The following is a 13,824-nucleotide window of genomic DNA, read 5'->3' on the forward strand; positions in this document are numbered from 1 at the left end:
TCGCCGGTCTATGGATCGCCGTGGCCACCCCCGCCGGTTGCACATGTCGCGGTTCGTGCATTCGCACCGACGTGGAAAGCGGCTCAGCCGAACGGTACTTAAGCACCGCAGTGCGGCCCGGCATACGAGCAAGAGTGCTCGGCTCTCGCGAAAGCTTCGGCGACGAGTCAGTAACCACCGTCAGGCGGTACATCACGCGACTAGTCGCCAACAGGTGCACCGTCAGTTGCATCGGGTGCAGCGCAAGACGATTCACCGTGTAGTCCATCAGCGGCACCCGCGTAAGGCAACCCACAATCCTCGGCAGGGTTCACAGCTCCGCCAGACACGCCGTTACCGCTAGGGGAGTCCTTGACTACGCAGACGATTTACTACGTAGGCCAAGACGTGGGCCTTACGGCTACTCCGCTGGACGACAGCGGCAACCCCGCTACGGGCACTCTGAGCGTCTCTGTGAGCGTCACCAGCCCGCTAGGCACCGTTACCACCCCTACGGCTAGTTCGGCCGGTAGCGGGGCGTACAGCGCGGTTGTGCCGTCTGTCTCGGCCGGTACGTGGCTGGTGCGCTGGACTGCAACCGGCACGGGCGTTGGCTGGGCCTATGAGGATCAATTCACGGTCCGCCCTCAGGGTGTTGAGCAACTGGTCGACCTGATCTCGGTGAAAAAGCACCTCAATATTCCGCTGAACGACGTTCGGCAGGATGAGGAACTACAGGGTTTCATCCTCACCGCTGCTGATCAGGCGCGAGATGTCTGCGGCCCCTTCCTGCCGGAGCAGCACACCCAATATTTCAGCGGCGGACGGTCCACTATTCAGCCGGATTGGCTGCCGCTTGCTTCAGTGCAGTCCGTGACCGAGTACTACGGGCTTTCGGGCTTCACGCTGACCGAACAGCCCCTAGGCGGGCAGAGCAACGCTTTCGCGTACACCGTGGATTACGCCTCAGGCCAGATTACGCGGCGCACCTTCGGCGGGGAAGCTGCACTTTTTGCCGCTGGCAACAAGAACATCAAGCTCGTGTATACCGCTGGAACGGGCGGTCAGATTCCGTTCACTATCCGCCTCGGCGCCCTTGAACTGATTCGGCATCTTTGGCAGCAAACCCAGAATGGCGGCAGACCCAAATTCGGTAGCGCCGGAATGGATGGCGAAAGCCTAGGTGTACCCATGGGCTTTGCGCTGCCGGACCGCGTGATTGAGCTTTGGGGTCCGAAGCGCCGACCCCCGGGAATCGCCTAATGCCTATACCTGGTTCAACATCACCCGCTGTGCGGAAGTACCTCTTTGATCAGCTAACTGCGAATCTCGCACCGGACCCGAACGTAATGACTGCCCGCCTTTTGGTGTGTTACGACGAACCGGGACCCGATCAGCCGGACGACATTGTCTCGGTTGGCAAGGTGCACCGCACGGTCAGTGTGAATTCCATGGTTGGCGGGGGTGGCGCCGGATGGCTCGAAGAGCGTTACACGGTGGAAATCGAGATTGACGTATTTCGCGGCAACGACGATCCCCAGTACGTGTACCAGCGTGCATCCGATCTGGCTGACGCGACCATAGCGGTTGTCCGATCCGATCCGTCGCTAGGTGGCCTAGTGCTGACGTCCCGCCCGCAGACAGCGGCCCATGAGGTCACGTGGGACGACAAGCACATGGGACGGCACGGCACGGTGGCTATCGAAGTCGAGTGTTACACGCGCATCTAAGCACATACAGGAAACTGTATGTGCCCAACCCCGAGGGACCCCTATGCCTCTGTTTGCCTATACCGGCACTGATGAACGCTATTACCCGACGCTGGGCATTATGGCCGCCCCGGGCGTTGTGCTAGCTCTCGCGGAAGCTCCCGCCGATGGTCGCTGGGCTTCGGTCGCCACGCCCCAGGGTGCTGCGCCGCTACCTCTGGAGAATCCCGAGCCTGTACCAGAGGCGCCCGCCAATGACCCTGAACCGACGAATCTCTAAGGGCTGCCCATGCCGCACTCTTCTAATCTCAGCTTCCTAGGTATTTCCAAGGAAGTATCCATCGGTATGCCGGTAGCCGCTGCCGCGTTTATACCTGTCGATAAGCCCACCCCTAAAGAATCGCTAACCCTGCTTCAGGACAAGGGACTGCGCGGTTCGATGGTGTCGGTTTACAACGAAATCGCGGGGCCGAAGCACTCGACCTTTGATTTCGGTGGCGACGTCTTCCCTGACACTATCGGCTGGCTTCTCGCTGGCGTGCTGGGTGATGTGTCGACCACTGGCGCAAGCGCCCCGTTCACGCACGCCATGGCTGTACTGAACAGTTCCGATGGTCAGCCGAAGAGCTACACGCTCACTGACTACTACGCAACCGGTACGCGACAGTACCCGGGCGCCAAGTTCAGCGAGCTGTCTTTCAAGTTCAACGGCGACAGCATGCTCACCTATAGTGCTAAGGCAACTGCGTTTCCGTCCGTGACAACCACTGCACCAACCCCATCATTCACCAGTCTTCCGCCCCTTGCTGCGTGGGCTGGCGCTGTTTCTATCGGCGGCACACCCGTTACGACTGTTCTTGATGGTGAAGTTTCCATCAAGCGCCCCGTAACTGTCGTCCAGCCCGTTGCTGGCTCTCAAAATCCGGGCAACATTTGGTCGGGCCCTGTGTCGGTCGACGGCAAGATGACGCTAGTAATGGAAGACGACACGCAGCTAACGAACTACCTGACTGTTGTGCAGCCAGCTTTGGACATCAACTTTGCTGCTGGTGCTGGGGCGAACGCCATTCAGGTCAAGCTGCACATGACGAACGTGACCTACAGCGCCGCTGACATTGGGCGTGGCAAAGACTATGTGGAACTGTCCGTGTCTTTCACTGCGCGTGCCAACAGTACTGACATTGGAACTTCCGGCGGTTACTCGCCCATCAAGGCCACCATTCAGAACGCTATTGCATCGGGGACGTACGCCTAAATGATTCACGTTAATTTGCCTTCGGGCGCTTCTGCCGATCTTCGCGCTGTGCCTGACGTCACTGAACGGCAGCGCCGCCCCATCAAGCGCATTCGGGCACAGCTAGCCGCACGTCCCGCATTCGCAGCCGCAGTCAAGGAAGCTCAGGTGGCTGCGAAGGCTGATGGTGCCGAGCTGAGCCCTGAGGCTGAGCTGCGTGTTGCAGCCGGTATGGGCGACGCTTTCGACCTGCTTGAGGAGCTGAATGACGCTCTTGTGGTCGCCCTGGTTGCCGGGTGGTCGTACGGCTTCGCGGTGACCCTAGACAGCGTGCAGGACGTTCCCGGGGAGGATCTCGATGCGCTCCGCAAGGAATGTTCACCTTATCTCGCAAAGCTCCTCCCTGACTTTGATGTTTCGGCGGAGTCCGATTCCCCTATCGCTCCCTCTGGCGCCTAAGCCAGGCACTAGAGGGGGCATTCGAATTCCCGCCCGACGCGCTGCCTCTTGAGGAATATCGGACGTGGCGACTGTGCACCCTCATGCGCTGTCGTCCGTCCGAGCTGGATGAGGAATCGGCGGTTGAACTCGACTGGCTACTAGCCGTAGATGACGCCGTAGCGCGTGCCCGGCGAAATGCCGAGGAAAGGGATGCTAATGGCTGATGAGCCAATGGTTGTCCGGATTAAGGGCATGCCTGAAATTGAAGGCGCCCTAGGCAGCATGCTGCGGCGGGTTGACCTCGCATCGCTGCGGGCGCTGAAGCGGACACAGACGGTAGCAAAGTCGTCTATCAGATCCGGCATGCGTGGCCGCCCCAGGTGGGATCGCAGAGGTAGACGCCCGTATCAGTCGGCGGGCATAAACCTGAATCTCACCCCGCATGTCGTGCACAAGTCTGGGGGTCCAGGAAGTCTGTCCGGGCACCTACGGGCGTCAGTCGGTGTTGTGAAGCGTCCCAAAAAGGTTGGTGACCTTTTTCGGGGTGGTGTCGGCACTGGTGGCCTGAAGAGCTACACGAATCGGTACCGAAAAACGATTGAGGGAAAGTTTCCGTACGTCGCTCCCGGAGTGAAAAAGGCCGAGCCGAAAATGCCCGCCATTTGGGAGAAGGAATGGGCTTTGGCCACTCAGGCAATGCTGAACGCGCCCGTTAGAGGGGCGACTGAATAAGAGGGTGGACCTGTGGGCACACTACCCCCCGTTTTCATTGAGTTTCTAGGTAGTACCACGGGATTTACCCGAAGCGTCGCGGTCGTCAAGACTGAGCTAGCCGCAGTCGAAACCGAAGGCGCCGTAAGTATGGGCCGTCTTGGTGCGGTCGCAAAGGGAGCGCTTCTAGGTATCGGTGTAGCCGCAGGAGTTGCGGCTGTCAAAACCATTCATATGGCAGGTGACTTTCAAACTGCCATGACCCGCGTGCGCACTGGCGCGGGTGAATCAGCGGCCAACATGAAGCTCGTTTCTGACGGTGTGCTGGCTATGGCTGGCGAAGTCGGCCAGTCCACTCAGCAGCTAACGACCGGACTCTATACCGTTGAGTCAGCCGGATATCACGGGGCCGATGCGCTGGCGGTGCTCAAGACTTCCGCCATGGGTGCGAAGGTGGGTGCGGCCGAACTTGGCACTGTGACCGACGCAGTTACTACCGCGCTGAACGCCTACAAGCTGAGCGCTGCGGATTCCGTTCCGGTCATGAACGCCCTGGTAGCCACTGAGGCCGAGGGCAAGACCAACATGGAAGCCCTAGCGGGCAGCATGGCGTCCATTCTGCCTGTTGCTGCGGCTGCACACGTAGGTCTGAATGAGGTTCTGGGCGCAATGGCGACCATGACCGCCCAGGGCACAAGTGCTGACGTCGCTGCCACATATCTTCGGCAGACGATCGGCCAGCTTTCCAATCCCACGGCGAAGGCCGCAGCGACTATGCGCGGGCTAGGTCTTGATGCCACTCAGGTAGCTAAGGATCTTGGGACTCATGGTCTTGCCTACACGCTGAATGAGCTGACTACGGCGATTTCCCAGCACATGGGGCCAAGCGGCACGGTGCTGATTCAGACGCTGCAAAAGGCCGCTTCGAACTCGAAGGATTTCAACGGGCAGCTCAACAAGCTCACGGGCTCACAGAAAACATATATTGGCGCTTTGGCGACGATGGTAGGCGGCACCAAATCCATGATGGGTGCGCTAGAGCTTACTGGCACCCACATGCAGACGTTCCAGAACAACGTCAAGGGAATCGCCGAGCACGTCAAAAAGGGCGGTAAGGAAGTCGAAGGCTGGGCCGACGTTCAGAAAACCTTCAACCAGAAAATGGCTGAGGCCAAGGGTTCCATGCAAGCCTTGGGAATCGAAATCGGCCTGACGCTGCTACCCGCCGCAACGAAGCTGATGGGCGCTTTTGCCACTGTTGCCGCACTAGCCGCAAAGCATCACACTACCCTGATGATTTTCGCGGGAGCGCTCGGCGCTGTAGCTATAGGAATGGCGGCAGCGGCTGTTAGCTCATGGTCATTCACCGATTCTCTGCTAGCCGACCCAATTACGTGGATCGTAGTGGGTATTGTCGCCCTGGTAGTGGCCCTGGTCGAGTTGGTCATTCACTGGAAGTCGGTAGCGGACTGGCTAGGCGGTGCCTGGCACACCGTAGTGGACGGGCTCGGTGCTGCCTGGCATTGGCTGGTTGGCGTAACCGAGGATGCCTGGCGGGCCATTTCTGGCGCAGCAACGTCCGGATGGCGCGCAATTGCATCGTTCTTTTCCTCAGCCTGGCACGCAGTAGCCGACCCCATAGCCGCCGGATGGCAGTTTCTGGCGCATATCACATCCGCTGTGTGGAATTCCATAAGCGGGTTTTTTCGCAAATGGTGGCCGCTTCTGCTCGTCATTTTCATGCCATTCGTCGCGCTTTTGGTTCACATATGGAATTCCTCGCACGACACAATTGTAAAGTCCGCCCAGACCGTCTGGGGCTACATAAAGACGTTCTTGTCGGCGACCTGGGGGGTAATCCGGGATATCGGCGCTGCCGCGTGGTTGGCTATCAAGGTCGCCATCGTTCAACCTGCTGAGGATTCCTGGGCGATTATTAGGTCCGGGTGGCGCGTACTCTCTGGCTGGCTTTCCTCTGCCTGGAGCGGGATTTCTGCGGCCGCGCAATTTATCTGGGGGCTCATACGAGATTACATGGTTCAGCCCCTGGAAAATGCCTGGCACGCGATTTCTCGCGTCATAGGGTCCATACGCGACACAATTTCCGGCGGTCTGCATTCAGCTTGGGAATCCGTGAAGGGTGTAGGCAGTTGGTTCGCCAGTATCGGCTCTTCGATCGTTGAGGGAATCGTTCACGGAGTCGAGAACGGCGCAGGATGGCTTTTCAGCTCACTGAAGAACCTGGCGAGTAACGCTCTGAGCGAGGCCAAGAGCTTCCTAGGTATCAACTCTCCGTCGCGCGTTTTCGCCCAGGAAGTGGGCCACTGGATTCCACACGGCATCGCTGAGGGCATCAAGGGGTCGGCTCACGTGGTGAGTCAGGCTGTGAGCGCTGCAACTGGTTCCTCCCTTGGGGGAGTTGCCATCAGTGGAGGGTCTGTGAGTCTCGGCATGGGCACGTCGGGTGGCTTTGGTTCTACAACCATCGTAAACGTTCACGTCGAGGGCTCCGTGATGGCCGAGCAGGATCTACGCGACACGCTACAGCGGGAGATGCTCCGCCTAGGCTCTCGCAACAGTCAGACGTGGCAGAAGTTCCGCATCTAAGAGGGTGACCACATACAGGAAACTGTATGTGGTCACCCTTGCGAAGGGGTGGCATGACGATCAATCCGAACTTTCCGCAGATGGAGTACGGATGGGGCGCGCTCTGGAACTGCAACGCTGGCGCATCGCCGATTGATCGGTACGTTGATATTACCGGCCGTACGTACGGAACGGTGGGCACTCAGCGTGGTCGTCAGTATGAGCTAGACCTAGTGCAGTCGGGCACGCTGCGTGCCTCGCTGACGAACAAGGACGGTTCCCTAGATCCCAACAATCAATCGGGTCCATGGGCTGGCAATATCTGGCCGTACCAGCCGCTGCGTGTGCGCGCTCAGTGGCCACCTACGGCAAACATCCTTGATCCATGGATCGCCAACGGTGGCGACGGTTCGGCGCTTGGCACTATTAGCGGCGGAGCCGTTGGGCAGGATGTCTACTCGGTAACCGATAGTACGGGCGGCAGTATTGTTGCCAGCGCCAGCGCTTTCAGCGGGGCGAATGTCTTTCAGTTTGCCGTACCGGCGTCTCAGCCTGTCGGTAACCGGATTTGCCACACGCCTCAGCCCGCTGTCACTCCGGGCGTCACTTACAGCCTTACCATCCACGTGCGGAACGTCACGGACTCCACGACTCTCGATGTGAAACCGTTCATTTCCTGGTACGGACCGCCACCCTCGGTTGCTCCGACCACCAACGTCTATGGATCACCGGTCACGCTCACTGGGTCTTCGACGGCAACCGGATGGGCCACGCTTACGCTCACGGCAACGGCGCCCGCCAATCCGTACGGCATGGATGTTGGGCTTGCTGTGGCAACGTCGCCAGGTTCCACGTGCAACGTGCAGGTAGATGCCTGGCAGCTAGAGAAGTCGGCCACACCTAGCGCCTTTGTGTCGCCGGGCACGTGGTACCCAATGTACTCCGGGTATGTCGAGCGTTGGCCCCAGAAATGGGCGCTGGATAACACCTTCGGGCTGGTTGAGGCGACCGGAGTTGATACTTTCGCGCTGCTATCTCAGCGACTACTTCGCGACCCGCTGACCGAGGAAATCTATCGGCGCAACCCGACTTTCCTTTACACGCTTGGGGACCCTTCACAGGTCGAGTCTTTCGCTGACGCCACAGGAAATTATTCGGCAGCGCCGATTTCTTCCAGCAAGTATGGGCCGGGCACGCTTACCTCCGGAAATCAGATCACATCGGCCAGCCCTTCGGGTGCCTACACGGGCGCAGCTTCATCGGTCGTGACGATCGCCAACACGAACCCTGGAACGCCGATTCCGGGCCCCGCTTCGTATATCTCGCTGTCGAAGGTCGGCATCAAGGGGCCAAAGGGTGGGACGGCCACATGGACGCGTATGGTTGCGTTCCGCTATGCGGGGCCGACTCCTACTGACCGTGCTGTCATTTGGTCCACAATGGATAAGCAGCGGTCTGGAGGTCTGCCCTCAGGGTCTCAAATTTGGTTCGCCATCGACAATGCGGGAAAGTTCTACATAGCGATGGGTGGCCCCAGTAACAATACCGCCGCCTTCTATCCGAGCGTCGCAGGTGTGTCGGTAAGCGTGAATGACGGAAACTGGCACCTTGCCGGTATTTCGATGAATGCAACCACTGGCGACGTATGGGTCACCATTGACAACGTGCAAACCCACTGGGGAAGTGCAAGCGCCAGCAATCCCACTGGGTGTCAGAGTGACGCGCTGGGCAACTGGATTGACGACACGACTGGTAACGGGTCCGTGTGGAATTTCCAGGGCGATATTTCCTACGCAATCGAGTTTCCTACTGCGCTGGGGCCTACTGATTTCGGGTCCATCTACAACGCATGGAAAAGCTCCTTCTCTGGCGACTCGACCGATCAGCGGTACGCGCGCATTCTGACGTACGCGGGGTATGGCGGGCCTTCCAGTATTCAGACTGGTGTCACCCGCAGAATGGGCCCCATGGTGACTGGCGGGCAGGATGCGCTAAGTGCTCTCGCCGATATCGTCATCACAGAGAACGGCGAGCATTTCGTAGACCGACAGGGCATACTCACTTTCCGGTCTCGTGCTGCGCGCTATAACGCGACTAGTGCTGTGTATACGTTCGGCGAGAATGAGGCAGCGGGGGAGTTCCCGTACGAAGAAGTTGAGCTAGATTTTGACCCGACGCACCTTGCTAACCTCGTGCAGGTAACGCAGTCGTCAACAAATCAGATATTTACTGGTGCTGACGCGACATCGCAGACCAACTATTTTCCGCGCACCATGCAGCGTGATGTGAACAGCACCAGTGCGCTGGAATGCCAGGATGCGGCGAACTACCTCGTAAGCCGGTACAGAAATCCGCTAGCTCGTGTGTCAGCGCTGAGGCTCCATCCTTCGGCGAATCCGACACTCTGGCCCATGTGCCTCAGCCTCGAACTAGGCACCCGTGTGCGCATTATGCGGCGACCCCTTGGCGCAGCCACCATTCAGATAGATGCCTTCGTGGAAAAGATCGAATGGAGTGTAGACGACAAGGGTGAAGCTTTCGTCACCCTGCAATGCTCGCCCATTGATCCTCAGCCGTACGGCGAATTCGCAGCCTGGCACACCACGCTGAAAACAACGGTCGCATCCGGCGTCACTTCGATCACGGTCAACGCTTCGCAAGACACTACCAACCCCCTTGCTATGCAGCTTCCTGCGGGTACGTCCCTGACGCTAGGGCAGGGCAGCGTGAACACCGAAACGGTCACTGTGCTATCGGTCGGGGCGACGTCGCCGGGCTGGACAAGCGCCGTTATCACCCTCAGCGCTGCAACCACGAAGTCTCACACAGCGGGTGACCTCATCAACGAGGTTCTTCCGGCGGGGACTTCCAGCCCAACGGCCTTCGACAGCCTTGCGAAATTCGACAGCGTGGCGTTCTCGTACTAGGAGACATTTTGACCAACCTGCCCATCCCTGTAATGAGCACTGCGGCGCCCGGCAATTTTCTGACATCTGCGCTGTGGAATGCACAGGTGCGGGATGCGATCAACTTCGTGCTAAACCCGCCGATTTTCTTCGGGTATTCAACTAGCACCGTATCCCTAGCCGCTGGTGTCTTCACAGCGATTGGCCTTGATACCGAAGTGTTCGACAGCTACGGCGGACATTCTACAGTCACCAACACTAGCCGATATGTGGCTCAGGTGGCTGGCGTGTACGAGGTCATTGGCGCGGGCTCACTGCAATCGACCAGCGGCACCCTGTTGGCCGTGTACGTGGGTAAAAACGGCACGATCATTCCAGGTAGCGAGGTAGAAACGCCTCCCATGTCGACTCATTTCAACGGTATTTCGTCGCCCCCTGCCATGGTCCAGCTCAATGTAGGGGACTACGTAGAAACCTACGTGCTGTGTAGCTCCGCTGCCTCAACGGCCAATGGTGGACCCTGGTGCAGTCTTTCAGTGAAGTTCATTCACCCGTAAGGAACCGCTGTGCCTAAGTGCGCAATCTGCCCCGAAGTCGCCTATCTGCAATGGACCCGGGTTGATCCAGCCGACGCATCCAGCACGGTACCTGTCTACGCCTGCACGTCCCATGAGATCTCCATGGACCTTGCGGCGCTGAGGCACCAGGCCACGTGTACGGCTCCAAATCTGGCGGAGCTTCCCAAGTGCGACTGCACGCCGTTTCAGGTTGGCGTCATCGTAAATCTCAGCGTCAAGCAACTCTAACGAAAGGAAATCCATATGTCGGGTGCATCCGCAATCATCAATTCCGCTGAAGCCGAAGTCGGCTACCACGAAGGCCGTGACTCTGACGGTAACTGGAACAACATTCAGAAGTATTCCGAGCAGGTTCCCGGCCTAGCCTGGTCGGATGGCGAAGCCTGGTGCGCGACGTTCATGTCTTGGCTAGCCATGGTGTCCGGCAATGCGGCGCTGTATCCGCGTACCGCGTCTTGCGCGGAGGGCGTCGACTGGTTCCGCTCCATCGGTCGATTCAGCGAATATCCTGCGGTAGGTGCTCAGGCTTTCTATGGGCCCGGCGGAGGTTCGCATACTGGTCTCGTGGTCCGATTCGACGACACGCACATTTACACGGTCGAAGGCAACACCAACGACAACGGATCGGCTCAGGGCGACGGAGTTTATCGGCAGACGCGTAGGCGGCGCGATGACTACGTGTACGGCTACGGTTACCCGCGCTTCGCTGAGGGCATCGTTTCCGCCGACCCTGCTTATGGTGGCAAGTCTTCGGGCGGATCTACACCTACGCCAGCGCCTAAGCCGGTTGTGTCTCTGTCGAACGTGGTGGCTGCGGCTGAGACCGATCCGGGCGCCTCTCAGGGGCACCAGACGCATGCGGCGGATGTTCGCCTGGTAGAGGCTGCGCTACACGCCGAAGGCCTTCTGTCGGCCACCTACGCTTCTGACGGCTCTTACGGCTCTTCCACCATTACGGCCTACGCCGAGTGGCAGCGGAAGCTCGGGTACAGCGGCAGCGACGCAGACGGTATTCCCGGCATGACTTCGCTGAGCAAGCTGGGCGCTTCGCACGGCTTTTCCGTCAAGGCCTAAGGAGAGGAACTCCATGAACAAGTCTTTCGTTCGTGACGCTGGCGTCCGGGTTACCCGTACGTTCGTTCAGACCCTGGTCGGTGCGCTGGGCCTAGATGGCGCCAACGTCATTCACCAGGGCTGGCCTCAGGCGCTGGCGGTTGCTGGTTCGGCTGCGGTGCTTTCCGCGCTGACGGCTCTTGCGAGCTTCACCGGTTCTAGCGCCAGTGCTGCGCCGGAGGCTCCGAAGGTGGTCGCTGGTTAATGGCTCCGCCGGAAGAGGGCGGGGCGTGGGTCTCAGCGACTGAGATCTATGCAGAGCTGCGGCGCCTGTCTGACGCTGTAGTACGCCTAGAAGAGCGCCTAGCGCACGATGACACGCAAGCAGAGCTAGAGCGCCTTGACGTCCGCCTGAGCGCCGTAGAGCAGCGCATATGGCGGGCATCTGGCGTGGCCGCAACCCTGGGAGCCCTGGTAGGAGTTGCTGTGCCCTTCCTGACGCGCTAGACGCGCTGGTTAGCGCAGGTATCTGAGCTTAGCCTCCGGTTACTCCCTGAGCGGAGTGCCGGGGGCTTTCGTCGTTTCTGGGCACATACAGGAAACTGCATGTGGACAGAGACCATGATCCTGCGCTAGCTTGGAGCACGTCAGCACGTCAGCACGTCAGCGAAGGGGTGGGGACGATGAACACGAAGACCACGGAAATTGACGGCAAGTACTACGCCACAGTAAGCGCTGGCGACCGCGTTGCGCATCGAACCCCTGCCTTCTACATGGAGGACATGGCGCTAGCTGCCGCTAAGTGCTGGGTGGCCTTCCATGAGGATGTGGAAATGATGTGGGTGCCCATTGAGGGCGGACATGAAGTTGAGCTTCCGCGTGATGACGTACAGAAGATTGCCCTTGAGTACGCCGTTGTGATGCGCCTTGACCGACAGCGCGAAAACCAAGAAAAGTTTCGCAAGCTGCGTCCGCTGCTGAACTGGGTCCGTGAAACACACGGTCTGACCGATCGTGACATGAAGCGGATCACCCACTGGTGGTGGAGCGAAATGAACAGCGAAACCGCCAAGGAGCGGGGACGCAAGGCGGTTGAAGAATTCATGGCCAAGCGCAACAGCTAGTATCCTCAGTCGTCCTGTAGGTGCCGAGAATGGACTCTCGGCACCTACAGGAAACTGTATGTGGACAGCACCTCTGGCGCTCCAGTAGTGTGTAACGCGTCAGCGCAGCAACGAAGGGGCGGAATCAGTGAACGTGGTCAGCTACAACGGCGGCAAGGTGCACACGATGACGCCGGGGCAGGAAGAGCACCCGTACCCGCTGTGCCGTGGCGGAGGCATGAACCAGAACTTGACCCAGTTCCGCACCATCGACGCGCCTCTGACGTGCAAAACGTGCCTTACCTACGCTGAGCGTCGCAAATCTGCTACTGTCAGCACCGACAGTGCAACCGACGAAGGAGAGACCATGGCAGCGGAAAAGAACGACATCAACACGCCCGAAGGTAAAGCTACGCTTGAGCAGATCGCAGCCAACATCGAGCGGGCCGCTTCGCTGGCTGAGGCTGAGAACGTCGAAGCGCTCGAAGAGCTCGGGGCCGAGACTGAGGCGCTGATTACAAGCCTGCGCGGCAAGGACAGCATCAAGGCCAAGAAGAAGGCGCGTGATGACTGGCGAGCGGCTGCCACCGTGCAGGAAAAGCCGAAGGCTAAGAGTAAGAGCGTAGCTCCGAAGGAAGAGGCCCCGCCGGTCAAGACCTACGACCAGTTTGAGGGTGTGCAGGAGCTGGTAAACCTTGGCGCCGAGAAGGTCGTTGAGGGCGTTCAGCTTCACGTCAAGGCAAGCGCCATGGCGGAGGAAATCGCGACCATCGGTTTCGACATGTGGACGCTGATTCCCAACTCGAAGGATCTGCCCGACGTGATGGGAGACAGCGACCAAGCCAAGAAGGCTTCCGGCGCGCTCAAGCAAGCGGCAGGCGAAGCGCTGGCCCGCTCTGGTATGGACGCGTACGACGCCGAGAAGGAGCTAGAAAAGCTCTGGCGTCTCGTACAGGCGAAGCGGACCGATGTGCGCGCACAGAGGCTCCGCAACCTCGACAGCGACAACGAACAGGCACAGGCGGACCGTAAGCGGTTCGCTGCTGTACTCAAGGGTAAGCCCGACGATGTACCGGCGTCGCGCTGGGTGGCCGACCAGTACAACACCAGTCTCATCGGGGCTAGTGAGCGTGACGCCATCGAGTACCACATCAAGAAGAATGACGGAGTTCTCGTTCTAGATGCTCTGCCCGCGCGTCTCCGGGCGCTGGTCGAGTTTGAGCCTGCCATGCTGGAGCCCAAGTCAGCGGCCGAGCTTGAAAGCCCGGACGTCAAGCTGACCGCTGCTGTAGATGTTCTGGAAGCAGCAGCAAAGAAGGTTGGAAAGCACTTTAGCGCTGAAGAGATCGCCGCAGCGTCTGACGAAGTGCGAACCAAGGAGCGGGAGCGTCTGGAGAACATCATCGAACTGGCTAAGGAAATGCTCAAGGCCACCATTTGACGGATAGTCACCCAGAGCCCCGGATCGTACTCACAGTGCCCCGGGGCTCTGCTGTAGTCATTCGACTCACAGGGAAACAGAAA

The 13,824-nt window shown here is 59.3% G+C and carries 11 protein-coding genes; all 11 read left to right on the forward strand.

The window, feature by feature from the left end; translation table 11 throughout:
- The first annotated feature begins 531 nt into the window (after window positions 1–531).
- The 11 genes from DT019_RS08570 (at window position 532) to DT019_RS08620 (ending at window position 13,741) form a co-directional block, all read left to right on the forward strand.
- On the forward strand, window positions 532–1,242 hold the full coding sequence (locus DT019_RS08570) for a hypothetical protein (RefSeq protein WP_223279357.1): 711 nt from the start codon (window positions 532–534) through the stop codon (window positions 1,240–1,242).
- A 29-nt stretch (window positions 1,243–1,271) separates the two neighbouring features.
- A complete protein-coding gene (locus DT019_RS08575; RefSeq protein WP_223279358.1) occupies window positions 1,272–1,709 on the forward strand; it encodes a hypothetical protein in 438 nt (145 codons plus the stop codon).
- A gap of 268 nt (window positions 1,710–1,977) precedes the next feature.
- Entirely contained in the window at window positions 1,978–2,943 is a 966-nt protein-coding gene (locus DT019_RS08580) for a phage tail tube protein (protein WP_114036110.1), read from the forward strand.
- 147 nt (window positions 2,944–3,090) lie between these two features.
- On the forward strand, window positions 3,091–3,381 hold the full coding sequence (locus tag DT019_RS08585; protein ID WP_114036111.1) for a hypothetical protein: 291 nt from the start codon (window positions 3,091–3,093) through the stop codon (window positions 3,379–3,381).
- A gap of 726 nt (window positions 3,382–4,107) precedes the next feature.
- Window positions 4,108–6,681, forward strand: a complete 2,574-nt coding sequence (locus tag DT019_RS08595; RefSeq protein ID WP_411292693.1) for a phage tail tape measure protein — start codon at window positions 4,108–4,110, stop codon at window positions 6,679–6,681.
- A gap of 53 nt (window positions 6,682–6,734) precedes the next feature.
- Window positions 6,735–9,587 carry a hypothetical protein gene (locus DT019_RS39105; RefSeq protein WP_147267285.1) on the forward strand — a complete coding sequence of 951 codons (2,853 nt, stop codon included), beginning with the start codon at window positions 6,735–6,737 and terminating at the stop codon, window positions 9,585–9,587.
- An 8-nt stretch (window positions 9,588–9,595) separates the two neighbouring features.
- A complete protein-coding gene (locus tag DT019_RS39110) occupies window positions 9,596–10,123 on the forward strand; it encodes a hypothetical protein (protein WP_147267286.1) in 528 nt (175 codons plus the stop codon).
- 264 nt (window positions 10,124–10,387) lie between these two features.
- Entirely contained in the window at window positions 10,388–11,218 is an 831-nt protein-coding gene (locus tag DT019_RS08605; protein ID WP_114036115.1) for a CHAP domain-containing protein, read from the forward strand.
- Between the two features lie 13 nt (window positions 11,219–11,231).
- Window positions 11,232–11,462, forward strand: coding sequence for a holin (locus DT019_RS08610; protein WP_114036116.1), 231 nt, complete (start codon window positions 11,232–11,234; stop codon window positions 11,460–11,462).
- 418 nt (window positions 11,463–11,880) lie between these two features.
- A complete protein-coding gene (locus DT019_RS08615; protein WP_147267287.1) occupies window positions 11,881–12,321 on the forward strand; it encodes a hypothetical protein in 441 nt (146 codons plus the stop codon).
- A gap of 127 nt (window positions 12,322–12,448) precedes the next feature.
- A complete protein-coding gene (locus DT019_RS08620; RefSeq protein WP_147267288.1) occupies window positions 12,449–13,741 on the forward strand; it encodes a hypothetical protein in 1,293 nt (430 codons plus the stop codon).
- The last annotated feature ends 83 nt before the right edge of the window (window positions 13,742–13,824 follow it).

This window comes from Streptomyces sp. SDr-06 (assembly GCF_003324565.1).
Classification (GTDB): domain Bacteria; phylum Actinomycetota; class Actinomycetes; order Streptomycetales; family Streptomycetaceae; genus Streptomyces.